Annotated in this window: 28 protein-coding genes and 1 pseudogene; 11 read left to right on the forward strand and 18 right to left on the reverse strand. The window is 61.4% G+C overall.

Annotated features, from left to right (window positions below; translation table 11 throughout):
• Positions 1–51 precede the first annotated feature (51 nt).
• Positions 52–1,296, forward strand: coding sequence for an MFS transporter (locus AB5Y95_RS02470; RefSeq protein ID WP_368159445.1), 1,245 nt, complete (start codon positions 52–54; stop codon positions 1,294–1,296).
• 155 nt (positions 1,297–1,451) lie between these two features.
• Here the strand turns inward: AB5Y95_RS02470 and AB5Y95_RS02475 are convergent, their stop codons facing one another.
• Together AB5Y95_RS02475 and AB5Y95_RS02480 are read right to left on the reverse strand one after the other, a co-directional pair.
• Positions 1,452–2,027, reverse strand: a complete 576-nt coding sequence (locus tag AB5Y95_RS02475) for a disulfide bond formation protein B (protein ID WP_005305299.1) — start codon at positions 2,025–2,027, stop codon at positions 1,452–1,454.
• Positions 2,028–2,036: 9 nt separating this feature from the next.
• Positions 2,037–2,195, reverse strand: coding sequence for a DUF5993 family protein (locus tag AB5Y95_RS02480; protein WP_005305296.1), 159 nt, complete (start codon positions 2,193–2,195; stop codon positions 2,037–2,039).
• A gap of 132 nt (positions 2,196–2,327) precedes the next feature.
• Between AB5Y95_RS02480 and AB5Y95_RS02485 the strand changes: the two genes are divergently transcribed.
• On the forward strand, positions 2,328–2,540 hold the full coding sequence (locus AB5Y95_RS02485) for a hypothetical protein (protein ID WP_005305294.1): 213 nt from the start codon (positions 2,328–2,330) through the stop codon (positions 2,538–2,540).
• Positions 2,541–2,668: 128 nt separating this feature from the next.
• Here AB5Y95_RS02485 and AB5Y95_RS02490 read toward each other — a convergent pair whose 3' ends face one another.
• The 7 genes from AB5Y95_RS02490 to AB5Y95_RS02520 all read right to left on the reverse strand — a co-directional run bounded on the left by AB5Y95_RS02490 (position 2,669) and on the right by AB5Y95_RS02520 (position 6,914).
• A complete protein-coding gene (locus AB5Y95_RS02490; protein WP_368159446.1) occupies positions 2,669–3,043 on the reverse strand; it encodes a hypothetical protein in 375 nt (124 codons plus the stop codon).
• Positions 3,044–3,102: 59 nt separating this feature from the next.
• Entirely contained in the window at positions 3,103–3,354 is a 252-nt protein-coding gene (locus AB5Y95_RS02495; RefSeq protein WP_042006167.1) for a hypothetical protein, read from the reverse strand.
• A 218-nt stretch (positions 3,355–3,572) separates the two neighbouring features.
• Positions 3,573–4,037 (reverse strand): hypothetical protein, encoded by a 465-nt coding sequence (locus AB5Y95_RS02500; RefSeq protein ID WP_126880563.1) that lies wholly within the window; start codon positions 4,035–4,037, stop codon positions 3,573–3,575.
• Positions 4,038–4,369: 332 nt separating this feature from the next.
• Positions 4,370–5,272 (reverse strand): hypothetical protein, encoded by a 903-nt coding sequence (locus tag AB5Y95_RS02505; protein WP_368159447.1) that lies wholly within the window; start codon positions 5,270–5,272, stop codon positions 4,370–4,372.
• Positions 5,273–5,283: 11 nt separating this feature from the next.
• Entirely contained in the window at positions 5,284–6,051 is a 768-nt protein-coding gene (locus tag AB5Y95_RS02510) for a hypothetical protein (protein WP_005335887.1), read from the reverse strand.
• A 12-nt stretch (positions 6,052–6,063) separates the two neighbouring features.
• Positions 6,064–6,606, reverse strand: coding sequence for a hypothetical protein (locus AB5Y95_RS02515; protein ID WP_368159448.1), 543 nt, complete (start codon positions 6,604–6,606; stop codon positions 6,064–6,066).
• Between the two features lie 23 nt (positions 6,607–6,629).
• Positions 6,630–6,914 (reverse strand): DnaJ domain-containing protein, encoded by a 285-nt coding sequence (locus AB5Y95_RS02520; RefSeq protein WP_024943298.1) that lies wholly within the window; start codon positions 6,912–6,914, stop codon positions 6,630–6,632.
• A gap of 288 nt (positions 6,915–7,202) precedes the next feature.
• Here AB5Y95_RS02520 and AB5Y95_RS02525 point away from each other — a divergent pair, with 288 nt between their 5' ends.
• Positions 7,203–7,631: a hypothetical protein gene (locus tag AB5Y95_RS02525; RefSeq protein WP_025201126.1), complete on the forward strand. Its 429-nt coding sequence runs from the start codon at positions 7,203–7,205 to the stop codon at positions 7,629–7,631.
• Between the two features lie 79 nt (positions 7,632–7,710).
• Here the strand turns inward: AB5Y95_RS02525 and AB5Y95_RS02530 are convergent, their stop codons facing one another.
• From AB5Y95_RS02530 to AB5Y95_RS02545, 4 genes are read right to left on the reverse strand one after another with little or no spacing between them, the layout of a single operon-like run.
• Positions 7,711–8,235 carry a redoxin domain-containing protein gene (locus tag AB5Y95_RS02530; protein ID WP_368159449.1) on the reverse strand — a complete coding sequence of 175 codons (525 nt, stop codon included), beginning with the start codon at positions 8,233–8,235 and terminating at the stop codon, positions 7,711–7,713.
• Between the two features lie 3 nt (positions 8,236–8,238).
• Positions 8,239–8,994 (reverse strand): DsbA family protein, encoded by a 756-nt coding sequence (locus AB5Y95_RS02535; protein ID WP_368159450.1) that lies wholly within the window; start codon positions 8,992–8,994, stop codon positions 8,239–8,241.
• 10 nt (positions 8,995–9,004) lie between these two features.
• Positions 9,005–11,047: a protein-disulfide reductase DsbD family protein gene (locus AB5Y95_RS02540; protein WP_368159451.1), complete on the reverse strand. Its 2,043-nt coding sequence runs from the start codon at positions 11,045–11,047 to the stop codon at positions 9,005–9,007.
• Positions 11,048–11,101: 54 nt separating this feature from the next.
• Positions 11,102–11,482, reverse strand: coding sequence for a hypothetical protein (locus AB5Y95_RS02545; protein WP_368159452.1), 381 nt, complete (start codon positions 11,480–11,482; stop codon positions 11,102–11,104).
• A gap of 177 nt (positions 11,483–11,659) precedes the next feature.
• Here AB5Y95_RS02545 and AB5Y95_RS02550 point away from each other — a divergent pair, with 177 nt between their 5' ends.
• From AB5Y95_RS02550 to pspG, 4 genes are all read left to right on the forward strand, one after another.
• Positions 11,660–12,388, forward strand: a complete 729-nt coding sequence (locus tag AB5Y95_RS02550; RefSeq protein ID WP_005305253.1) for a 1-acylglycerol-3-phosphate O-acyltransferase — start codon at positions 11,660–11,662, stop codon at positions 12,386–12,388.
• Positions 12,389–12,594: 206 nt separating this feature from the next.
• On the forward strand, positions 12,595–13,257 hold the full coding sequence (pspA, locus tag AB5Y95_RS02555; RefSeq protein ID WP_017765345.1) for a phage shock protein PspA: 663 nt from the start codon (positions 12,595–12,597) through the stop codon (positions 13,255–13,257).
• Positions 13,258–13,259: 2 nt separating this feature from the next.
• Entirely contained in the window at positions 13,260–13,466 is a 207-nt protein-coding gene (locus AB5Y95_RS02560; protein WP_005305247.1) for a PspC domain-containing protein, read from the forward strand.
• 42 nt (positions 13,467–13,508) lie between these two features.
• Positions 13,509–13,727 (forward strand): envelope stress response protein PspG, encoded by a 219-nt coding sequence (gene pspG / locus AB5Y95_RS02565; RefSeq protein WP_010636066.1) that lies wholly within the window; start codon positions 13,509–13,511, stop codon positions 13,725–13,727.
• Between the two features lie 84 nt (positions 13,728–13,811).
• On the opposite strand, the pseudogene AB5Y95_RS02570 reads toward pspG, so the two are convergent.
• Positions 13,812–14,223: pseudogene (locus tag AB5Y95_RS02570) on the reverse strand (GIY-YIG nuclease family protein).
• A 44-nt stretch (positions 14,224–14,267) separates the two neighbouring features.
• Between AB5Y95_RS02570 and AB5Y95_RS02575 the strand changes: the two are divergent.
• On the forward strand, positions 14,268–15,002 hold the full coding sequence (locus tag AB5Y95_RS02575) for a substrate-binding periplasmic protein (RefSeq protein WP_368159453.1): 735 nt from the start codon (positions 14,268–14,270) through the stop codon (positions 15,000–15,002).
• On the opposite strand, the gene rarD is transcribed toward AB5Y95_RS02575, so the two are convergent.
• A complete protein-coding gene (rarD, locus tag AB5Y95_RS02580) occupies positions 14,984–15,892 on the reverse strand; it encodes an EamA family transporter RarD (RefSeq protein ID WP_368159454.1) in 909 nt (302 codons plus the stop codon). The two genes, AB5Y95_RS02575 and rarD, sit on opposite strands and share 19 nt — an antisense overlap.
• 102 nt (positions 15,893–15,994) lie before the next feature.
• Between rarD and AB5Y95_RS02585 the strand changes: the two genes are divergently transcribed.
• Positions 15,995–16,576, forward strand: coding sequence for a uracil-DNA glycosylase family protein (locus tag AB5Y95_RS02585; RefSeq protein ID WP_214454695.1), 582 nt, complete (start codon positions 15,995–15,997; stop codon positions 16,574–16,576).
• Between the two features lie 10 nt (positions 16,577–16,586).
• On the opposite strand, the gene AB5Y95_RS02590 is transcribed toward AB5Y95_RS02585, so the two are convergent.
• Positions 16,587–17,444: a DMT family transporter gene (locus AB5Y95_RS02590; RefSeq protein ID WP_368159455.1), complete on the reverse strand. Its 858-nt coding sequence runs from the start codon at positions 17,442–17,444 to the stop codon at positions 16,587–16,589.
• 91 nt (positions 17,445–17,535) lie between these two features.
• On the opposite strand from AB5Y95_RS02590, the gene AB5Y95_RS02595 reads away from it, so the two are divergent.
• Positions 17,536–18,426: a LysR substrate-binding domain-containing protein gene (locus AB5Y95_RS02595; protein ID WP_368159456.1), complete on the forward strand. Its 891-nt coding sequence runs from the start codon at positions 17,536–17,538 to the stop codon at positions 18,424–18,426.
• A gap of 216 nt (positions 18,427–18,642) precedes the next feature.
• Here AB5Y95_RS02595 and znuB read toward each other — a convergent pair whose 3' ends face one another.
• Positions 18,643–19,422: a zinc ABC transporter permease subunit ZnuB gene (gene znuB, locus AB5Y95_RS02600; RefSeq protein WP_017788148.1), complete on the reverse strand. Its 780-nt coding sequence runs from the start codon at positions 19,420–19,422 to the stop codon at positions 18,643–18,645.
• 21 nt (positions 19,423–19,443) lie between these two features.
• Positions 19,444–20,208, reverse strand: coding sequence for a zinc ABC transporter ATP-binding protein ZnuC (gene znuC / locus AB5Y95_RS02605; RefSeq protein WP_010636073.1), 765 nt, complete (start codon positions 20,206–20,208; stop codon positions 19,444–19,446).
• Between the two features lie 94 nt (positions 20,209–20,302).
• Between znuC and znuA the strand changes: the two genes are divergently transcribed.
• A complete protein-coding gene (znuA, locus tag AB5Y95_RS02610) occupies positions 20,303–21,217 on the forward strand; it encodes a zinc ABC transporter substrate-binding protein ZnuA (protein WP_335852585.1) in 915 nt (304 codons plus the stop codon).
• The last annotated feature ends 50 nt before the right edge of the window (positions 21,218–21,267 follow it).

Consider the following 21,267-nt stretch of genomic DNA (forward strand, 5'->3'; position numbering starts at 1 on the left):
TAAAGGATAAAAATAGAGGATGGTAGTGGGTATGCTGTCTGCCTCCAAATATTGAGCGCGAACACTATGACGTCAGAAAAAAACAAATCAGGTAATAAACCTTATTCTAACGGTGCAGTGATGGATATGGGGTGCGTCTGGCTGGCCGCCTTTATCCAATTGGTGAGTGCACTGGACTTTATGATGATTATGCCGCTTGGGCCTGATTTATCTCGTGCGCTGGGTATCAGCCCAACCTATATAGGATATTTGGGGGGAGGGTATGCCCTTGCCGCCGCATTATCATCCTTATTATGTGCCAGATATATAGACCGATTTGATAGAAAACAGGTGGCATTGCTCTCATTGCTGGGGGTCACCTTGTCCACCTGGGCATGTGCGCTGGCGTGGAATATGGAAAGCCTGTTTTTTACCCGTTTGCTGGCTGGCATATTTGCCGGTCCGGCAACGTCGATAGCGATGGCGATCGTCGTGGATGCGACGCCAGTACCACAACGTGGTCGAGCGATGGCGATAGTGATGGGGGCTTTCTCGTTGTCAGCCATTGCCGGTGTCCCCCTGGGGCTGGAGCTGGCCATGTTGAAAGGGTGGAGCGCCCCCTTTTATGCCGTTGGCGGATTGGGCTTGTGCGTCAGCGTGCTGGTATCTATGCGGCTGCCGAATATGACTGCTCACCTGGGGCGAGAGCAGAAGGTCTTTTCAATCACGGAGATGTTGAAACGCGCCGTGGTGTGGCATGCATTTATGGCAATCGGGTTGGCCATTTTCAGTACCTTCCTGATTGTTCCGAACATGGCCACCTATTTTCAGTTCAACCTCGGTGTGCCTCGCGGCGATATGAGTCAGTACTATGTCATGGGCGGCGTGGTCAGCGTACTTGCGATGCAGTTGGGGGGCTATTGGATGGACCGGGTTGGCCCAATGCACGTCACCATATGGCTGGGAGGATTGATTATCGCCGTTGTCTGGGATGGTTTCCTGGGTTCCCCCTTGTTGCCGACCATTGTTGTTTTTACCTTGTTCATGGTGATGACGTCGACACGGACGATTACCGCTGCGGCAGTGACTAGCCAGGTTGCAGAGCCCGGGGAGCGAGCGGGGTTCATGTCATTGCAGAATGTGTTCCAGCATATATTCAGCGGTTCGGCCGCCGTCGTCTCTTCGATGCTGTTGACGGATGTTGATGGTCACCTGGGCAATATGGCTACCCTGGCCTGGCTGGTGATAGCGCTGACGCTGGTGCAGCCCATATTTCTCCATCGGCTGCTGAAACGGGTATGTGTGGTGACCGATTAGCGTCATGTTTTATTTATAACGAAGTGGCAGGCCGCCGGTTTGATGGGCGAGGTATGAAGATTGCCAGTGAGTGCAATGCGCCGCGCTTGTTGCCCCTTTCGGCAAGATAAGACGGCCATAAAAGGTGGCGGAGTGGCCGCCACCTTTGAGGATTGTTAACGCTGGCTCAGCAGCTCATAGACGACCGGATTATCGGCGCACTGCCCTGCGCCGCACTCCAGTACGGTAGAGATCAGGTTTGCCGCAATCAGCAAGACAAACAGCAGGGAGGCCATGCGTCCCCAGCGTGCCAGAGCCAGTTTTGGCAGGGGAATAGCGAGCCCGTCCCGCACCATCAATATCAGGGCGACGGCCAATATGATCAGCAGGGCGCTGATCAGCGACCAGCTATAAAAGTGCAGCCCGAGAAAGGTGGAACCATAGCCGGGATCGCCGGGCAGAATATGCAGCAGCACCTGCCGGGCGCCGATCATGGCGGTGGTCAGCGCGCCGACAATCACTATGCCGTAGTGGGCCCCTTTTGCGCCAAATTGCAGGTTGAACATAAAGCCGAAACCGGCGACCACAAGGCCGACCCGCTGCAATAAACACAAGGGACAGGGCAGCTCGGCCAGATAGAGCTGGTAATAGAAGGCGACGATCAGGGTCAGGCAGATGCCGGCCAGCCCCAGCGTATCGAGCAACTGGGGCAGGTCACTCTTCGCGGCTGTTGAGGAGGTCGAAAGACTCATGGCGGGCTCCTAGAACGAAAGGGTGAGCGGGTCGGTCACATGGTGCATAAAGGAGAGCAGGGTCACTACCAGCAACAGGGCCCAGAGCAGATAGGAGGCACCGCGCTTGTTCATCAAGATGCTGATCCCCGTTACTAGTGCCAGCAAGAAGGGCAAAAACATATACATGTCATATCTCCTTATCGTGGTGAGTCGGGCTCACAAGGCCTTGAGTATATAGCGAGCGGACGGTTTCCAGATAGCGCCCACCTCCCTGTTCGCTAGACTTGAAGGGAGCAGCACAATGCCGGGAGGCAAATCATGGAAACAGAGAAAGCCATCGGGCTGATCGAGGCCCACGGAGTCTTTCACGGGGATCACTACAGCTTCAACAGCGGCGAGTTCGTGCAGTGGTGTCAGGAAGATGTCCACCAGACCCTCAGCCTGGAGCAGGCCAATCACGAGTTGGCGCCCTTCTGCATCCGGGTCGGTTTCGCCGAGCCGGTCCGGTCGTGGCGTTACTATCTCACCTGAACTACCTCACCTGAGATGTGACGCAGAGGGCGGGACTATCCGCGCGATGCGGTGAGTCAGTGAAAAAGGAGCCGACAAGGCTCCTTTCTTGTGATGGGCAGGACGCTGAGCGAAGGCGGGGAGTAGCCCTAGTTGTCGAAGTTCCAGGCAATGGGCAGCTCAAGATCGAAGACGAGCTGATCCCCGTCGAGGGTAAAAGCCACGCTGGTCTGGTGCTGGTCATATTCGTCGATAAGCCGGCAGCTCTCGGCGAAGTTGGACTCGTAGTTGAGGCGCGCACTGCCGCCGGTGTTAGCCCCATCGAGTTTCACCTCCAGTACCCGCAGCGGAGCTTTCTGACTGAGCTTGACCCGGCTGTCCCCCACATCCACCAGCCGCTCCAGCAGGGGGAAGAAGTCCTGCTTGTTCGCCTCGATGGCCCGGGTGATGGCCTGCTCCAGCTCGGCGCGGCTGGCAAGGGGGCCATTTAGCGTATAGCGGGTCTGTATCCTCTCCTGGGTCATGCTCTGTACCTCTCTGGTGTTGCCGGCGGATGTCTTAATTCTTGGCTGCGATGGGGCGCTCAGGCGGGGATGCGGCCATTGCGCACCAGGGCCCGGCGGATGTTCTTGCACATCTTGCCGAAGCTGTAGAGCTCGTCGAAGGTGGGCGGGATGCCGCGATCGATCTGATATTGCCAGTAGCAGAGGTCCGTATCCACCAGCTCCATCAGCTTCTTGGGGCAGCCGATGCAGGTATTGTCCGGCCCGCACTTGAAGGTATCCGGTTGATAAAGCGGAAATTCCGCCTTCACGGCATCGATGATTTGCTGCATCGCGGTAATGCGGTCCGGCTTTCTGCTCACTGCCTTGCCCCCCTGCGGCTTGTATGGGGGAGTCATTATATCCCTGTCAAAAATGGGGCCAATCACGCTTACGGGGTAGTCTGGCCTGATGGCCGCCGGGCAGATAGCATAACACCCGGCTTGCCGGGTGTTATGCTAGGTTACTATATCCAAAGTATTCTATGAGATTATGTACCAGGCTTGTTCTATTAGAAGGGCAGACCACCATTTACCGGAATGCTGGACCATGCATTGTAGCTACCAGATGGAGATAAATTTCTTACGTCTGCTTGTGCAATAACCAATGCCGGTTCAGTTTGGCCATCAAGGGGCGTCGCTGTTATAACTCCTGCGCCCCACATATTTGTACCTGGAGCTATTTGTTTGGAATCTGTGCACCAGTAAACCGTCTGACGAGAAGTTAATGTTGCTTTTGGAGTGACCGTTGAACCAGTCAAAGGTGGGGATGCGATGTCACCAGTACTGTTGTAGTAACTGATGGACACTTCTACTGAGCCTGAAGATATGTTTACAATGCTAACACAGCTGTACCAAGTTCCAATAGTTTGCCAATTTGTCGGTTTATATGCCTGCCATCCTGAAAACCAAGCTGTATTGGCCTCTGCATTTATTGATGACATTAGAATAAATAAAATAGATAGTTTTTTGAACATTTTGTATTCCCTCCACTGTTAGACCGAATGATTTTATCGCAATTCATTCTTCGCAGACTACACACTATCTTATTGACATTAATTGTGTAGTGCCTATATAGGGGGGATGTATATATTCCAGTGTCAGTTTGTTTTTACTATGAGCCCGCTATTTATTACATGATAGATTTTATGATTTATTGGAGAGCTCCTCATAGATATGAAAAAATCTATGATTCGGTGCCTGTTGGCCATCAACAATATATTTTACATGTTTTAGATAGCACAACGCCCGGCAAGCCGGGCGTTGTGGGAGGGGAGGCAAGGGCCGTCCTGCAAGGGGGCATGGCACCTTAGAAGTCGTGATAGAGCGGCCAGCCGAGCAGCGGGTGTTTGAGCCCGGCGCGCATCTCCATGTTGTCGAGCTTCTCCGGCGAGGCGTTCTCTTTTTGCAGCAGCTGGTACTGGCGCACAAAGCCGAGGGTATGGAGCAGGTTGGGCACAAAGCCCGGGCTCAGCTCCTGGCGCAGGGCGGCGGCCATGTCGGCGGGCAGCGCGCTCAGCATCAGGGCGAGCTGGGCGGCGAGGTAGTCGATGTCGTACCAGCTCTCGTCGAGCTCAATCTCCCGCGCCAGTTTGCGCTTGAGATCCTGCTTCACCTTGAGCGGAGCGGCGCCACTGCCCTTGCCGCAGAGGATGCGGTAGAGCAGTGCTTCGGCCAGCTTGTCCTCCATGGTGGGGTGGTCGCTCTCGCAGGCGAAGAAGTGCTGGTCGATGAGCCCCATCAGGCGGCTCTTGTTGTGCTCGGTCAGTGCCTTCTCGTACTCCTGCCACCCTTGCCACTCTTCCACGTCCGGCGGGCTCGAGATCTTGTCCAAGAGCCGCGCATCCACGTCACCGTAGAGGCTGTTGCCAGCCTGCTTGGGGCTGACGGTGATGAGCATCGACCAGCCCTTCTGGAACGGCTTGATGGGGCCTTCCGGCGCCTGCAGCAGCGCCAGCGCCTTGGCCGGATCCCGCGCCGAGAGCTCCTGCAGGCCGAGGCTTACCACGCCGATGACGTCGTGGGCGGCCTGCTCCAGCAGGTGCATCTTGTACTTGTTGTAGTACTTGTCGGCGAATTTGAGGCTCATCAGCACCGCCTTGCCCTTGATGGCGGCCAGCTGTTGCTCGGTCAAACGTTCATTGTCGCGGCCAAAGCGCAGCACCTGGGTCAAAAAGGGGCCCTGGTTGGCATCGCGAATGACTAACTGCATGAATGGGCTCCTTAATCCAGAAAGCTGAACATGTCGTCGACGTCGCCGTACTCGTCTTCCTCGACCTTGTTCTTCTCCTTGGCCTGCATCACCAGCTCGGCGGCAAACTTGTTGATGATGCCGTCCCAGGTCGAGTGCTCGTTGCGCAGCAGCGCCTTGATGGCTTTCTCCACCTCGGGGGCCAGCTCGCGAATGAGCATCAACAGGCTTCTCGGGTCATCCAGCGCGTAGTCGTGGACATCCTCGCTCTGCTGGCGCTCGCTGTAGCGCAGGGACTCTTCGAGATCTTCCTCTTCGGCGTGCAGCACGTCGCGATAGCCTTCGTCCTCTTCATAGCGATCGCCACGATAGAACTCGATAAAGGGGATGGCGAGGTAGAAGAGACCGGCCGGATCCTCGGCCACGCACTCGAGGATCTCGCGCTGCTTGGCTTCGCTATCCTGGGTGCGGATCAGGTAGTTGAGGAAGTCGAAGGTGTGCTGTTGCAGCTCGTCGGCGTTGTTCTTGATCGCCTCTTCCCAGTAGAGCGGCTGCTGGCAGACGATGTCGCGGATCCGCTCCGGGGTCATCAGCTCGGAGATGATGGAGGGGAAGGAGATGTCGTGCTGGCCGTTGATCTGGGTCAGGGTAACGATATCAATATTTTCAATGACTTCCGCCAGCTGGTCGTCAGACATGGTCTTGGCGATCAGCTCGAACTTCTCGCTGGCCTGCTTCGGCTCGATAACGGCCAGCTCTTTGATCTCGATGGCGGTAATTTCTATCAGACTGTTGCTCATGCCTTGCCCCAATTAGAAACGGACTTCGTCGTACATATCCTGCTCGCCCTGGTCGTCGCCATAGCGGTCGCTGCCGCCGTGGTAGTCGGCGTCGGCATCTTCCCCGTCTTCCTCTTCTTCGTCGCGCAGCTCATAGTCGTCATCGCCGCGGTGGCTGCCGCGCGGCAGCGGGTTGTCGAGCAGGAACAGCACGGCGCAGGCTTCCATCAGCTGATCTTCGCTCTGGGCCCGCACCGCCTTGACCAGCGGCAGGGCGGCGTTGTTGAAGCCGACGCTCACCTTGAACTCGTCCCAGCTCGGCTGCTCGCCGCTGGCGAGCCACTTGTTCCACTGCCCCTTGGCCTTGGCGGGGAACTGCACCCGGCCATAGAGGGCGAGCGGCAGGTATTCGGGCATGAACTCCAGCATGCTCATGTCTGCCAGCAGCAGGCTTTTCATCTGGTCGGTGAACTGCTCGAGTCCCTTGGGGTCGTCCTGATCCCGGTAGGATTCGATATTCTCGCTGGCATCGCTTTGCAGGGCCTTGAGCCGTGCCTGGTCCCATTTTTTTTGCATAGTCGCTCTTCTTGCCTGGTGGCTCAGGGGTAGAACTGGTCCCACATCTCCTGCATGGCAGCAGCGGGATCGGTCACGATGACGTTGTTGAAATCCTTGATGAAGGCGGCCCGCTGTTTCGGATCAGACAGCACTTCATAAGCCTGCTTTACCTGGTGCAGCCGGGCGGCTGCCTGCTCTTTCTCTTCTTCGCTCGCCCCGTGCAGCTTGTCGGGGTGGTACTGGTTCGACAGCCGACGATAGGCTTTCTTGATGTCGTTTTCACTGGCGTTGGACTTGACGCCCAACACCCGGAAGTAGTTGTTCATGACGGATCCTGCCTCACTGGCATCGTGGAATTGACCCTGCGCTGGCCTGGCGGCGGGGATCTTGGCAAACCAGGCTCGGCAAAAACCCGACATTTTAACGCAAACAGGCGGCCATCGCCATGAATAGGAAGAAAAGTAACCAGGGGGAGGTGCGGTCGGTACACCTTGCGATCTGCCTCCCGGTAGGGGGTGGCACCGGGGCTACACTACAGGAGGCGCCGGGCGTTGCCCTGGCGATCTTCAGCAGGCCTCGGCCGGGCCGAGACCCTTACTAAGGAATGGACAGCCATGCTCAAATTTTATCTTCTGCCTATGGTACTGCTGGGCGGCCTTGCCATCGCCGCCGATGAGAGCATCGACGAGCCCTTGATGTTCATCAAGGGGGACATCACCAAGGCCCAGTTCATGGAAAGAGCCGAGCAGCGTTTTGCCCGGCAGGACACCGACAAGGATGGCACCCTGTCGGTGGCCGAGAGAGAGGCTGCCATGGCCAAGATGCACGAGGCGATGCAGCAGTCCGGCCAGGCCATGCCGGGCAAGATGGGAAACATGGGCAACATGAGGGCGATGCAAGACACGACCAAGGCGCAGTTCATGGCACGCCATGAGGCCCTCTTCACCCGGATGGACAAGAACGGGGACGGGGTACTCGACGAGGCCGAGCGGGCCAGCGCCAGGGGGCGGCTCGGTCAGGGCGCCATGGCGCCCACGAAATAGGCTTGTCAGCCTTCAGATGAAAAAGAGCCCGGTCGTGATACCGGGCTCTTTGCATACATTCATTGCTGGGCGGGCGGGATTACCAGCCAGCCCACAGCAGGCGGGCCTTGAGCCCGAGCCACGAGCTCCAGCCGGTGGTGCTGCTCACCAGCGTCCCATCCTTGATGACGAGGAAGGTGGGGGTGACCCCCACCTGCCAGCGGGCGGCCAGAACCCCCCGCTCATCGTTGTGGGTGGGAAAGGCGAGCCCCTTCTTCGCCATCCCGGCGCGTAACTGCTCATCGCTGCCGGAGCGCAGCGCCACCGTCAGCACGTTCTCTCCCTCCTGCCACAGGCTCTCCACGGTCGGTGTGGTGAAGCGGCACACCCCGCACCAGCTGGCCCAGTAGTAGACCAGCAGCGGCTTGCCGCGGCTCTGCTCGGCCAGGTTGGTGGTGGTGCCATCCTGCAGGGTGAAGGGGGCTTCCATGGCCCCCGCCGGCAGGCTGGGGCTGCGCCACAGATCCAGCAGGGTGGAGATGACCAGCGCCATCAGCAGCAGCCAGAGCGCCTCCTTGCCCCAACGGCGCCAGCGGGGTGCCTTTACGACTGCATCCTCCGCCATGGCTTAGCTCCGCTTGGCCAGCTCGGCTTTGACTAGCTGCTCCAGTTCGTCATAGGGCACGGCGCCCGGCACCAGCTGGTTGCCGATAAGCGTCGCCGGAGTGCCCTGCACGCCCAGGAGGGTGCCGATGCGAAGGCTGTTGCGCAGCTCCTCGGTGGCCTTGGCATCGGGCTTGAGGGCCATGTTGCCGGTGGCCGCCAGCGCCTTGTTGATGTCCGCCTCGGTCAGCATCCCCTGCTTGCTCATCAGCTTGTCGTGCAGGGGGAGGAAGCGGGCCGGCTCCTGCTGCCACAGGGTCAGGCTGTACTGGGCCGCCTTGGCGGAGCTCTGCCCCTTGAACGGCAGCAGCTTGATCACCAGTCCCAGATCGTCGGGATAGGCCTTGAGCAGCTTGGTCAGCTGGGGATCGAACTGCTTGCAGTAGGGGCAGTTGTAGTCGGTAAACAGCACCAGGGTCAGCTTGGGATTCTTGGCGCCAAGGCGCGGGCTGGTGGCACTGTTGAAGAGCACATCCTGATTGCCCTTGATGAAGTCGCCGAGCTGGGCCTCCTGGGCCGCGGCGTTCTGTTTCTCCCAGGATTCGGCCGCCTCGTCGAGGATCTTGGGGTTGGCGACCAGGGTCTCGCGAATGAGCTCCTTGATGCGCGCCTCCTGCTCCGGGGTGAAGGGGGCCGCCTGCAACAAGGGGGCACTCAGGGTGCCGGCAAGCAGGGCGGTGCAGAGGGTCAGGGTGCGCAGTCTCAGGGTACGCAGGGTCATGGGATTCTCCTTAAAAATGGGTGACATCGGCCCGGACGAGGCCGGCCTGGTGCAACACGTCGAGCAAGTCGGCCTTGTCCAGCAGGGGCGAGAGGATCTCTCCCTCTGGCAGGCCGGGCCCGTAGATCTGGTTGAAGGGGACGGCGGCCGCGCCGCGCTGGCGCAGGAAGGCGGAGATGGCATCGCTCGGCCGGCTCCAGTCGCCGCGCAGGGCCACCACGTCCGGGGCCGACAGGGCGTTCTGCACCTCGTCACGTAGCAGCACGTTGTACTTGTTGGCCTTGCAGGTGACGCACCAGTCGGCGGTGACGTCGACGAAGACCCGCTTGCGCTGGGCCAGCGCATCGACGATGGCCTGTTCGGAGAGCGGCTGCCAGGCAATGCGATCGACGCTGCCCGCCCCCTGCGCCGTGAGGGCGCCACCCAGCAACAGGGCGCCGCCGATGAGTGCCGAGAGAGAGAGGGCCAGCGTGAAACCGCGCATGCCATAACGCCAGAGGATGCCAATCAGCAGCGTCAGCAGCATGGCGGCCATCAGCCAGCCGGTAGCCGTGCTGCCCAGATGGTTGCCGAGCAGGCTCGCCAGCCAGAGGCTGGAGCCCAGCATCATCAGCCCGAGCAGGATGCGCAGCCGCCCCATCCAGCGGCCCGGTTTGGGCAGCCAGAGAGCGAGGCGCGGCAGGGCCGCCACCAGCAGCCAGGGCAGGCTCATGCCAAGGCCGAGCGCCGTGAAGATGAGCCAGAGCTGGCCGAGCGGCGCCGCCAGCGCAAAGGCCACCGCGGTGCCGAGGAAGGGGGCTGAACAGGGGGTCGCCAGCAGGGTGGCGAAGCTCCCCTGCAGGAAGTGGCCACCGAGCCCCTTGCCGCCGCTGGTGGCGAGGCGAGTGTTGAGATTGCTGGGCAACCTTATCTCGAACAAGCCCAGCAGGTTGGCGCAAAACAGCAGGGTCACCGCCACCATGAAGCCGATGAAACCGGCGCTCTGGAACTGGATCCCCCAGCCGACGGCACCCTGAGTCGCGCGCAGCAGGCTGCTCATGGCCGCCAGCACCCAGAAGGAGGTGATGATGCCGGCACTGGCGGCGAGGAACTGCTTGCGCACCTGTCGCTGTTCGCGCGCCTGCTGCTGCAGCACGGTACCCAGTTTCAGGGCCAGCACCGGCAGCACGCAGGGCATCAGGTTGAGGATGAGGCCGCCGAGCAGCGCCGCCCCCAACAGCCAGATGAGAGGCTGGCCTGGGGCCGGCAGGGCGAGAGGCCCGGCGATGGTGGCGCGGGTCTGCCAGGCCTCATCGCCGCTGCCGAGCAGCAGGCTGAGGGATTGACCGCGCAAGTCAGGGGCATCCCCCTGCCAGCCGTCGCTGACCGGCACCCGGGCAATCAGGGTGTTGCCGCTCACCTCGAGCGCGGGCTTGCCGAACTCGGCCCCCTCCTGCGCATCGATGAAGAGCGCTGGCGCCTGCCAACCCTCTGCCCGCTCGGCGCGCAGCTGCAGCTGGTTGTGCTGGTAGCCGAGCTCGACCCGGGTATCGGCGGGCAGCGTTTGCGGCAAGGTACTCATGGTTTGGGCCCAGGCGAAGTCGAAACCGGCCGGTGCCTGCCCATCCGCCGCCAGGGTGAAGGGGTAGTCGGTCAGGATGCAGACGTTGCTGCAGGTGGAGAGGCGCAAGGTGCCCTTGAGTGGCTGCCCGGCGGGGTAGTTCAGGCTCAGGGGGAAGCGCACCTGTTGCTGATAACCCTGAGTGCTGAGCCCGGCCACCTCGAAGGGGCGCGGCGTGGGCCAGTGCCACTGGAAGTCGCCGACCGGCTGCTCCCACAGGATCTGGGGCGCTATGCCCCCTTCACCCGGGCTGCGCCAGTAGGTTTTCCAGCCGGATTCGAGGGCCACCTCGAGCAGGATGCGGGTGTGATCAGGGGCGCTGCGGTCGGCTTGCAGCCTGACCTTGGCGTGATCGTTCTGGGGGCTGGTGAGCCAGCCCGTATCGCTGGCCAATCCGCTGGATTGCCACAGCAGGCAGCCCAGCAGCAGGCTCGCCTTGAAGAGAGTTGACATAGATGTTGTCTCGCAAAAAATGAATGACAGCAGGCTGAAAAAGCGCGGCTGAACTCATTCCCGCCAGACACAGAGGGTGAGGTGAAGTCGTCGTTCGGGAGGCGAAACAGCCCGGGGCGGCGGCAGTGGCGGCGTGTAGCGCCAGAGCGGGGCCAGCAGGGCGATGAGCAGGGCCACCGCAAAGAACAGCTGCTCAAAGCAGAGCAGGGTGGTGGCGCTCAGCCACTTGCCGTTGAGCTGGCAGCTGTTGGGCTGCGGGCTGGCGGGCTTGGCCTTGTCGGCCTGGTCGTCGGCTGAGGCGAACTGGGGCAGGGCCTGACAGCTGATGGCGTGATCGAGCAGGGCCAGCCGGGCCAGCGGCTGGGCAGCGCAATTGAGCACCAGCAGGCAGACCAGCAGCAGGAGTCGTTTCGCCACGCGTTGTTGGTGAATCATGCTCGCCCCGTTCATCAAGATGGCCACATCCTAACGGCCAATACCGGGTGGGGCAAGCCGCCGTCCGTTTTATGGCTCAGGGGCGAGTGGCGAAGGGTGGTCGGTTCTGTCTGGCGAACGCTTGTTCGCTAAAAGGGGGACCAGTATACTGCGCCGAGTCAAAATCCGAGGTGTTCGATGCTCAAAATTGCCCGTGTGCTGCTGCTTGGTCTGCTGCTCATTTTCTGGTTCCTGTTCGGTCTGCTGCTGTGCCTGGTGCGTCCGCGCCATCCCAACAACGTCTATGTCTTTGCCCGCATGTATCACGCTGTCTGTCCGCTCATCGGCCTCAAGGTCCGGGTGACGGTGGCCGACGAGGTGAAGTCGGTGGGGCCGGCCGTCTACGTCTGCAACCACCAGAGCAACTACGACATCTTCACCGTGACCGGCGCGGTGCAGCCCGGTGTGGTGGCGGTGGGCAAGAAGAGCCTGCTGTGGCTGCCCTTCTTCGGCCTCATCTTCTGGCTCTCCGGCAACGTGCTGATCGACCGCTCCAACCGCTCCCGTGCCATCGGCACCATAGGCCAGGTGGTGGATCGCATCAAGGCGCGTGGCACCTCCATCTGGATGTTCCCGGAGGGGACCCGTTCCAAGGGGCGCGGTCTTCTGCCATTCAAGGCGGGTGCCTTCCATACCGCGGTGCAGGCTGAGGTGCCGGTGGTACCCATCGTTTGCTCCAGCTACTTCGGCCAGATCGATCTCAACCGCTGGGACAACGGCGAGGTGCTGCTGGAAGTGATGGCCCCGGTCTGCAGCAAGGAGCACGGCGCCGCCGGCATCCGCGAGCTGTCCGAAATCTGCCGCAGCCGGATGGAGGCCAAGCTGGTCGAACTGGACAGCAAGCTCGGCCATACCCGCGCCGCCTGAGCCTGTCACTGATTGCATGAGGGAGCCGTTGGCTCCCTTTTTTATTGGTGAAAATCACCACTAGATCGGTTTTTTTCGCCACATCATTCGTCTGCATGATATATCTGTAATTCTTATCTATTTGTAAATAAAGGAGAAAATATCTTGGCACGGCTCTTGTAGTGTTATGGGAAGAGATAGCCATCCCATCAACAAGGAGCCAGACCATGAGCGTATTTAGCCGCCTGACCGACGTGATCAATGCCAACCTGCACAGCCTGCTCGACAAGAGCGAAGAGCCGGAGAAGATGCTGCGGCTGATGATTGAGGAGATGGAGCAGGTCCAGGTCGAGATGAGAACCCAGGCCGCCCGCGTCATCGCCGAACAGAAGCAGCTGGAGCGCCATCAGCAGGCGTTGCAACACCAGATCCTGGAGTGGTCGGCCAAGGCCGAGCTCGCCATCCAGAAGGGACGCGAGGATCTGGCCCGGGCCGCGCTGACCGAGAAGCTGGCCGAGGTCAAAAAGTGTGAACAGCTGGAGCAGGACAAGGCGCGGGTGGCCGAGGTGCTGGCCCAGCTCACCGCCGACAGCGAGCGGCTGGCCGCCAAGCTGACCGAGGCGCGTGAGAAGCAGAAGATGCTGACCCTGCGCGAGCAGACCGCCCACAGCCGGCTGCGAGCCCGTGCCCAGGTGGACAACCAGCGCATGCACGAGCTGATGGCCCGTTTTGACGGCTTTCAGGGCAGAGTCGATCAGCTGGAAGCTCAGCTGGAGGCGGCAACCCTGGGGCAGAACCCCTCGCTGGAGGCCCAGTTCCGCGAGCTGGAGCTGAACGACGAGATTGAACGTGAGCTGGCCCGCCTCAAGGGGCAAAAGGTGGAGGCATAACCATGACGCCCTGGCCGAAGGATCTTGCCCATCGCAAGCTGACCGGAGTCTGTGCCGGCATTGCCAATGGGCTGGGGCTCTCCAGGGTGACGGTGCGGGTCGCGGCCTTGATGGCGTTGATCCTGATGCCGCCCCTGGCCCTGGCCATCTATCTGCTGGCGGTGCTGATCATGCCGCCCCGTCGTGAATTGAAGCGTTGGCTGGATTGACCCCGGGTCATCTGGCCGCATCAACCCAGTGAGGAGCACAACATGCTGGAATTTATCGTCTTGATGCTGGTCTTGGTCGGCATGGCGCTGGCCGGATTCACCGTGCTGGCCATGTTGCTGGTGAGCGGCGTCTTCGTGCTGTTTGGCGCGTTGGCTGGCATGTTTGCCCTCATCATCAAGCTGGCGCCCTGGTTGCTGGTGCTGCTGGTGGTGTGCTGGTTCATCAGCAGTCGGCGCAAGCAGGCCAATACCTACCGTTGACACTCCCTGTTATCGGATCCTTCCTTGGTCGCTGCGTACAGCGGCCTTTTTTGTGTCTGCTGTTCAGTCGCCAGCACAAGCTGGTTAATCAACCTGCTGTTGACCCTCCCTGCTATCGGAGCCTTCCCTGGTCGCTGCATGCAGCGGCCTTTTTTGTGGCCGGGCGGGCGGCCAGCCATGATTCGCTGCAGGCGAGCCAGCGCTCCGGCTGGCTGATCAGCTGCTCTTTGAAAGCTTTGCTCTGCTGCTTGAGCCGGTATTCGAGGCGCAGCGCCGTGCCTTTCTCACCGACGGCCTGCTGCCACGCCAGGGTCAGTGGCCCCTTGCCGCGCAGGGCGCGGGCTCCCTTGCCACTCTGGTGCTGGCGCAGGCGGCGGAGCGGATCCGTGCTGATCCCGGTATAGAGCAGGCCGCTGGCGGTGCGCACCATGTAGATGAACCAATGGCGGGTGGGCGGGCTGGTAGCCGGTTCGACGCCGCTAGGGGATTTTCTCATTCGATCTCTCTGTGCCACACTCAAGAGCAGCCCAAGGAGGTGCGATGCGAGCATGGTGGTGGTTGTGGTGTCTGCTGTCGATATCGGCTCATGGCGAGACGCTGCGTCTCTACGACTATCATCAGCACCCCCCCTTCATGACCGGGGAGCAGAGCGGTCTGAGCCGGGATCTGGTCAAGTATCTCAATGAAAAGCTTGGCGGAGAACCCAAGCTGGAACTTTGGCTGGTGAATCGGGCCAGACTGGCGCTGGAGATGTCGGATCCTGGCTTCGACGGTCTGGTGGCCTGGGTCAATCCCGCCTGGGTGGGGGATCCCCAGCGCGAACGCTATCTCTGGACCTTTCCCATCATGCGCGATACCAACGAGCTCATCTCAAGTGCCGACAGACCGGTCACCTATCGCGGGCCCGACTCGCTCAAGGGGATGACCTTCGGCGGCATCGAGGGGTACCACTATCAGGGGATCGACGAGGCGTCGGCCAGAGGCGATCTGGTGCGGGTGGATGCCAAGAAGGTCAAGACCAACTTCAGCCTGCTGGTGCGCGGCCGCATCGACGTGACCCTGGTGCCGGGCTCGGCGCTCACCTTCTTTACTCACGACCCCGCCTTCGAGGGCAAGCTGTTCGTCTCGCCCTTCGCCCAGTCCAGCTATACCCGTCACATACTGTTGCCCAAATCCCACAGTGATCTGCATGACAGGCTGAACGACATCGCCGAGCAGATGGACCGGGATCCCAAGTGGCACGCCATCCTGGAGTCCTACCGCGGCAGACCCTGAGCGTCGGCGTTGCGGCGCAGATGGCGCCCGAGCCTGTGCAGCGGCAGCAGGCTCACCAGCAGGCCGGCCCAGACGAAGGCAAACCCCACCGATTTCACCGGATCCGGCATCTCGCCAAACCAGAAGATGGCGAGCAGGAAGGCGAGGCTGGGCTCGATATATTGCAGCAGACCCACCGTGCTCATGCGGGTGCGCATCATGCCATAGCAGAACAGCCCCACTGGCAGCAGGGTGGCGGGGGCACTGCCCATCAGCAGCAGTCGCTCGGTCCAGTCACCGGCCACGAACTGGCTGGCGCCGCTCACCGCCAGAGCGCCGATGATCAGCAGGGCGACGGGCAGCTGCACCAGCGCTTCGAGGTAGAGGCTGACGCCGGCGTCATAGTGCACCTTCTTCTTGAGCAGGCCATAGAGGGCGAAGTTGGCCCCCATGACCAGGGAGAACCAGGGCAGCTGGCCGTAAGAAAAGAGCATGTAGGCCAGCCCCGCCAGGGCCAGCGCCACCGCCAGGTGTTTTTGCGGGGTGAGCTTCTCTTTGAGGAACAACACGGCGAAGACGATGTTGAACAGCGGCGTCATGAAGAAGGCGAGGCTGGTGGCCAGCACCTGGCCGGTGGTGAGGCACCAGGTGAACATGCACCAGCTGATGGACATGACGGGGCCGGCCAGCAGGATGAGGCCGAGCTGGCGCGGTTCGCTGCGCAGCCGCGCCCAGGGCACCCGGTAGCCGACGACGAGGAACAGGATCCCCAGCAGCACCGCCGACCAGAGTACTCGGTGGGAGAGCAGCTCCCACATGTTGACCGCGGGCATGAACTGGTAATAGAGGGGCAGCATGCCCCACAGCACGAATGAGAGGGCCGCGCTGCCGGTGCCCATCCAGTTCTTCATCTCGCTCCGTTTATTAAATTAAACAAATGTGGCTGCATAATAAGTATCTGCTGAATCTTTCACAAGCAGGATCCGGGGGAAAACTCTGCTACTATCGGGCCCATGAACCGACTCGACAGTTTGTTTGCACAGATCCGTGCCTGCCGCCTGTGCGAGGCACACTTGCCGCTCGGGCCCAGACCGGTGATCCGTGGCAGCGAGCACGCTCGCCTGCTGATCATCGGCCAGGCGCCCGGCACCCGGGTGCATGCCAGCGGCATCCCCTGGGACGACCCCTCCGGCGATCGCCTGCGCCAGTGGCTCGGAGTGGACAAGGCCACCTTCTACGATGAATCCCGCATCGCCATCATGCCGATGGGGCTCTGTTACCCCGGCAAGGGCAAGTCGGGGGATCTGCCGCCGCGCCCCGAATGTGCCTCCACCTGGCACGACAAGGTATTGATGCTGCTGCCCAACATCGAGCTGACCCTGCTCATCGGCCAGTATGCGCAAGGCCACTACCTGCGGGATGCGGCGAAAGGGTCGCTGACCGAGACGGTGCGCAGCTGGGCGGACTACGGTCCGGCCTGGTTGCCGCTGCCGCACCCGTCACCGCGCAACACCTTCTGGCTCAAGAAGAACCCCTGGTTCGAGCAGGATGTGATCCCCCATCTACAACAAAGGGTCGCCCCGCTGCTGGGGTGACCCTGGTTGGCTAGAGCGCCGGTTCGGCCTGTGGCTTGGGCTTGCTGCGGGCCATGGCGATGAGCGGCAGTATGATGCACAGGCACCCCAGCAGCAGCGGCAGGCCCGGCTGCTCATCGAACAGCCACACCCCGATGGCGACCGCCATCAGCAGGCCGGTGTACTCGGCCGAGGCGATCTTGCTCGCCTCCGCCTTGCGATAGGCCACCACGCACAACCCCGCATAGACCATGATCAGCGCCGAAGAGCCGAAGGCGGGCCACCACATCTGCCACTGCCAGTCGCCCCCTTCCCACCAGGCCAGCGCCAGGATGAAGGGCATGCTCAGCACGTTGGTAAAGAACAGGGTCTGGGCGATGGGCTGCTGGAGCGGGATCCGCTTGATCAGCAGATTGTTGAGCGCCATGGAGAGCGCCACCCCGAGCGCCGCGAGCGCCGCCCAGTTCACCTCGGTGGGGCGCAGCACGATCAGCACCCCGACAAAGCCGATAAAGGCGGTCAGCACCTTCTGGCGCGAGATCGCTTCCCCCACCAGCCACACCGCCAGCGGCACCATCATCAGAGGCGCCGCATAGAAGAGGGCGTTGGCGGTGGCCAGCGGCAGCCGGGTGAGGGCGATCACCATCAGGCAGACGCCGATGGCCCAGATATGGGCCCGCAGCAGGTGCCACTTGAGCGCCACTGGCGGGTTGCGACGCCATGACCAGAGCAGCCAGGGGGTCAGCAGGATGGCGGCGGAGAGCTGGCGGAAGAAGACGAACTGGAACACCGGCTGATCCGGCTCCAGCACCTTGACCAGCGCGTCGGAAAAGACTGCCACCATATTGCCCAGCACCAGATAAAGGATGCCGATCCCCACTGCATTCATGCTACCTCCTGCGTCAGATGAGGGAAGGGTAGCCCGCGTTTCGTTATCCAGTAAAATGATAAAAAATCACCATGCATGAGAATTTTGGATAATGAAGCTACCTCCCCTGCGCGCCGTTCAATACTTCGAAGTGGTTGCCCGCCTGCTCAGCTTTTCCCGCGCGGCCCTTGAGCTGAACGTCAGTCAGAGCGCGGTCAGCCATCAGATCCGCCTGCTGGAGGATTTTCTGGGGGAACGGCTGCTGCTGCGTCAGGGTCGGCTGCTGTCGCTGACGGCGCAGGGCGAGGTCTATTTCGAGGGGATCTCCGCCGGGCTAGGCCAGATTGCCCAGAGCAGCGAGCAACTGCGCGGCGGTGGCGAGATGCGGCTGCGGCTCGCGGTCTACAGCTCGTTTGCGGTGAAGTGGCTGATCCCGCGCCTGGCGGGGCTGCGCCAGCTCTACCCCGAGCTGGATCTCAGCCTGGAGATGGTGGCGGAGGATCCTGAACTCTCCGATCGGGTGGCGGACTGCTTCATCACCGTCTCGCCCCATGGTCGGGGCTATTGTCACGATCTCATCTACCGGGAGCGGCTCTTCCCGGTCTGCAGCCGCCGCTTGTTGCAGCAGGTGGAGGGGGAGTGGCCGGACGCCATCTGGCAACTGCCGCTGCTGTCGGTGCAGTCCATCTACAAGGCGCGGGGAGAGGATTGGCAGCGTTGGGCCAAGGCCGGGGGATTAGTGATCCCGGCGGAGGCGCGGATGCACCACTTCAGTCATGTGTTGCTGGCGATGGAGGCTTCAGCCTGGGATCAGGGGGTGGCATTCGTGAACGACTACATGCTGCGACCGGATGATCCCCAGCTGGTGGCCTTGCCGGTACACCAGCTGGAGACGGGGGATGCTTTCTACTTCACCTGCAAGCGCTCGCGGGCCCATGAGCCCGCCATCAGCCGGCTGCGCCAATGGCTGATGATGGAGACACGCCAGAGCATGCCTCTCTAGGCTCAGGCTTTCTTGAACTGGCTCAGCACAAGCAGGCTGGTGGCACAGACCACTACCGACGGGCTGGGATGTGGAGTGACCTGATTACAAGGGTCAGGCCACTTTAGGCTTAGGCTTTCTTGAATTGGCTAAGCACAAACAGGCTGGTGGCGCAGACCACTACCGACGGGCTGGGATGTGGAGTGACCTGATTACAAGGATCAGGCCACTTTAGGCTCAGGCTTTCTTGAACTGGCTTAATACGAACAGGCTGGTGGCGCAGACCACGACAGACGGACCGGCCGGCGTGTCCTGATACCAGGAGAGCGAGAGCCCTCCCAATACCGCCAGGCACCCGATCAGTGCGGCAAAGCCGGCCATCTGCTCGGGTGTCCGGCTGAAGCGGCGGGCGGTTGCCGCAGGGATGATCAGCAAGGAGGTGATGATCAGCGCCCCGACGAACTTCATCGCCACCGCGATCACCAATCCGATCAGCAGCATCAGCACGCAGCGCAGCACATCGACCCTCACCCCTTCCACTCGGGCCAGCTCTTCCGAGATGGTCATGGAGAGCAGGGGATCCCACAGCCGCCACAGGGTGAGCAGCACCAGGGCGCCACCGCCGTAGATCCAGAGCAAGTCCATCGGCTGCACCGAGAGCAGGTCGCCGAACAGGTAGGCCATCAGATCCACCCGCACGTTGTCCATGAAGCTCAAGGTGACTAGACCGAGCGACAGGGCGCTGTGGGCCAGGATGCCGAGCAGGGTATCGGTGGCCACCTGTTGGTTGCGGCTCATGATCACCAGCAGCATGGCCATGGCGAGGCAGCAGACCACCACCGCCAGGGTGAGATCCACCTGCAGCAGGATGCCGAGCGCGATGCCGAACAGGCAGGCGTGGGAGAGGGTGTCGCCAAAATAGGCCATCTTGCGCCACACCACGAAACTGCCGAGGGGGCCAGCCAGCAGGGCGATGCCGAGGCCGGCCGCGAGGGCGTATAACAGAAAGCTGTCCACTTGATGATCCTGTCGGGTACGTTATTGATTGCGGGAGGGCAGGCGAATGACGGGGGCCTGCGGTTCATGATGATGGTGTTCGCCGTCGCAGTGGTGATGGTGGGTGTAGACCGCCAGCACCTCCTGCTCCGGTCGGCCGAACAGACGTGCAAACTCGGGGTGGCGCGCCACGCTCTCCGGTTCGCCGTGACAGCAGACGTGGCGGTTGAGGCAGATCACCTCGTGGGTGCTGGCCATCACCAGGTGCAGGTCGTGGGAGACCATCAGCACGGCGCAGTTGAACTCGGCGGCCAGCTGGCTGATGAGGGCGTAGAGCTCGATCTGGCCGTTGATGTCCACCCCTTGCACCGGCTCGTCCAGCACCAGCAGCTCGGGTTTGACCAGCAGGGCGCGGGCCAGCAGCACTCGCTGCATTTCGCCGCCGGAGAGCTTCTGCATCCGGTTGTCCAGCAGATCTTCCGCGCCGACCCGGCTTAGTGCCTCCTCGATGGAGAGGCGGCCATTCTTTCCAAGCTGCAGAAAGCGACGCACCGTCAGCGGCAGGGTGGGATCCAGATAGAGGCGCTGGGGCACATAGCCGACCCGCAGGTCGCGGCTGCGGGTGATTTGGCCTGAATCTGGCGTGAGCAGACCCAGCACCAGCTTGCTCAGGGTGCTCTTGCCCGCCCCGTTGGGGCCGACCAGGGTAGTGATTTTGCCTTTGTTCAGGGTAAAGGAGACCTTGTCGAGCACGAGTCGTCCATCAAATGAAAGACAGACCTCTTTCAGCTCCACCAGTTGGGTCATGACAGCTCCGGGGTTTACAGCCTGTGAGAGTTATAATATAACAATAACGTTGGTTTGTTATATTATCACACACACACTTCCTGACGAGATCTCTATGCGAATTCTTGCCCTGATCACTGCCCTGCTGGCGGTGAGTCTGCCTGTCCGCGCCCTCGAGGTGCTGACCACCATCAAGCCGCTGGGTTTCATCGCCGCTGCCATCACCGACGGCGTGAGCGAGCCCAAGGTGTTGCTGCCGACCGGCGCTTCGCCCCACGATTTCTCCCTGCGCCCCTCCGATATTCGCAGCATCAACGAGGCCGATCTGGTGGTGTGGGTCGGCCCCGAGCTGGAAGGTTTCATGGCCAAGCCGCTGGCCAAGCATCCTCATGTGTTGACCCTGACCCAGGTGGAAGGGATGCCGCTGTTTGACTACAGCAAGCAGGCCGGTCATGAAGAGCACGCCGACGAGGCGCATGAAGGCCATGACCACGACGGTCATGAGGGGCACCACCACGAGGGTGTCGATCCCCACATCTGGCTGGGACCGACCCAGGCGCTGGTCATCGCCAATGCCCTGAGCGAAACCCTGAGCGCTCAGGATCCTGCCAACGCCGAGCGTTATCGCGCCAACCTGCTGGCGTTCAAGGCCAAGGTGGAGGCCAAGGACAAGGTGATCGCCGAGCAGATGAAGGCGGTGAATCAGAAGGGCTACTTCGTGTTTCATGAAGCCTATGGCTACTGGGAGCGCCACTACGGCATGAGCTCCAAGGGCCACTTCACCGTGAGCCCGGAGCGACGCCCCGGCGCCAAGACTCTGGTGGAGATCCGCAAGGCGCTGGAAGAGAAGAAAGCGAGCTGCATCTATGCCGAGCCGCAGTTCTCGCCGGCGGTGATCGAGTCGGTCGCCCGCAATACCGGTGCCAAGGTGCTGCTGCTGGACGAAGTCGGTGAACAGGTGCCGCTCGGTCCGGATGGCTATCCCCGCTTCATGCAGCAGCTGGCCGACGCCTTCGCCGAGTGCCGTTGACCGCGTCGAAGCACTCGCGTGCTCGCCGCTGGGGCCGCCAGAGGCAACTA

Origin of the sequence: Aeromonas sp. R5-3, assembly GCF_040908225.1 — a bacterium.
GTDB classification, from domain to species: Bacteria; Pseudomonadota; Gammaproteobacteria; order Enterobacterales; family Aeromonadaceae; genus Aeromonas; species Aeromonas dhakensis.

What these genes read in the sequence shown, in the direction of transcription:
- pspA (WP_017765345.1), top strand. Translation starts at nt 12,595, where the DNA reads ATGAGCGTATTTAGCCGCCTGACCGACGTGATCAATGCCAACCTGCAC.
- znuC (WP_010636073.1), bottom strand. Translation starts at nt 20,208, where the DNA reads ATGACCCAACTGGTGGAGCTGAAAGAGGTCTGTCTTTCATTTGATGGA.
- AB5Y95_RS02485 (WP_005305294.1), top strand. Translation starts at nt 2,328, where the DNA reads ATGGAAACAGAGAAAGCCATCGGGCTGATCGAGGCCCACGGAGTCTTT.
- AB5Y95_RS02545 (WP_368159452.1), bottom strand. Translation starts at nt 11,482, where the DNA reads ATGATTCACCAACAACGCGTGGCGAAACGACTCCTGCTGCTGGTCTGC.
- AB5Y95_RS02510 (WP_005335887.1), bottom strand. Translation starts at nt 6,051, where the DNA reads ATGAGCAACAGTCTGATAGAAATTACCGCCATCGAGATCAAAGAGCTG.
- rarD (WP_368159454.1), bottom strand. Translation starts at nt 15,892, where the DNA reads ATGAAGAACTGGATGGGCACCGGCAGCGCGGCCCTCTCATTCGTGCTG.
- AB5Y95_RS02500 (WP_126880563.1), bottom strand. Translation starts at nt 4,037, where the DNA reads ATGTTCAAAAAACTATCTATTTTATTTATTCTAATGTCATCAATAAAT.
- AB5Y95_RS02520 (WP_024943298.1), bottom strand. Translation starts at nt 6,914, where the DNA reads ATGAACAACTACTTCCGGGTGTTGGGCGTCAAGTCCAACGCCAGTGAA.
- AB5Y95_RS02560 (WP_005305247.1), top strand. Translation starts at nt 13,260, where the DNA reads ATGACGCCCTGGCCGAAGGATCTTGCCCATCGCAAGCTGACCGGAGTC.
- znuA (WP_335852585.1), top strand. Translation starts at nt 20,303, where the DNA reads ATGCGAATTCTTGCCCTGATCACTGCCCTGCTGGCGGTGAGTCTGCCT.
- AB5Y95_RS02550 (WP_005305253.1), top strand. Translation starts at nt 11,660, where the DNA reads ATGCTCAAAATTGCCCGTGTGCTGCTGCTTGGTCTGCTGCTCATTTTC.
- AB5Y95_RS02515 (WP_368159448.1), bottom strand. Translation starts at nt 6,606, where the DNA reads ATGCAAAAAAAATGGGACCAGGCACGGCTCAAGGCCCTGCAAAGCGAT.
- AB5Y95_RS02535 (WP_368159450.1), bottom strand. Translation starts at nt 8,994, where the DNA reads ATGACCCTGCGTACCCTGAGACTGCGCACCCTGACCCTCTGCACCGCC.
- AB5Y95_RS02495 (WP_042006167.1), bottom strand. Translation starts at nt 3,354, where the DNA reads ATGCAGCAAATCATCGATGCCGTGAAGGCGGAATTTCCGCTTTATCAA.
- AB5Y95_RS02475 (WP_005305299.1), bottom strand. Translation starts at nt 2,027, where the DNA reads ATGAGTCTTTCGACCTCCTCAACAGCCGCGAAGAGTGACCTGCCCCAG.
- AB5Y95_RS02590 (WP_368159455.1), bottom strand. Translation starts at nt 17,444, where the DNA reads ATGAATGCAGTGGGGATCGGCATCCTTTATCTGGTGCTGGGCAATATG.
- AB5Y95_RS02585 (WP_214454695.1), top strand. Translation starts at nt 15,995, where the DNA reads ATGAACCGACTCGACAGTTTGTTTGCACAGATCCGTGCCTGCCGCCTG.
- AB5Y95_RS02505 (WP_368159447.1), bottom strand. Translation starts at nt 5,272, where the DNA reads ATGCAGTTAGTCATTCGCGATGCCAACCAGGGCCCCTTTTTGACCCAG.
- AB5Y95_RS02595 (WP_368159456.1), top strand. Translation starts at nt 17,536, where the DNA reads ATGAAGCTACCTCCCCTGCGCGCCGTTCAATACTTCGAAGTGGTTGCC.
- AB5Y95_RS02540 (WP_368159451.1), bottom strand. Translation starts at nt 11,047, where the DNA reads ATGTCAACTCTCTTCAAGGCGAGCCTGCTGCTGGGCTGCCTGCTGTGG.
- AB5Y95_RS02525 (WP_025201126.1), top strand. Translation starts at nt 7,203, where the DNA reads ATGCTCAAATTTTATCTTCTGCCTATGGTACTGCTGGGCGGCCTTGCC.
- AB5Y95_RS02480 (WP_005305296.1), bottom strand. Translation starts at nt 2,195, where the DNA reads ATGTATATGTTTTTGCCCTTCTTGCTGGCACTAGTAACGGGGATCAGC.
- AB5Y95_RS02530 (WP_368159449.1), bottom strand. Translation starts at nt 8,235, where the DNA reads ATGGCGGAGGATGCAGTCGTAAAGGCACCCCGCTGGCGCCGTTGGGGC.
- AB5Y95_RS02575 (WP_368159453.1), top strand. Translation starts at nt 14,268, where the DNA reads ATGCGAGCATGGTGGTGGTTGTGGTGTCTGCTGTCGATATCGGCTCAT.
- AB5Y95_RS02490 (WP_368159446.1), bottom strand. Translation starts at nt 3,043, where the DNA reads ATGACCCAGGAGAGGATACAGACCCGCTATACGCTAAATGGCCCCCTT.
- pspG (WP_010636066.1), top strand. Translation starts at nt 13,509, where the DNA reads ATGCTGGAATTTATCGTCTTGATGCTGGTCTTGGTCGGCATGGCGCTG.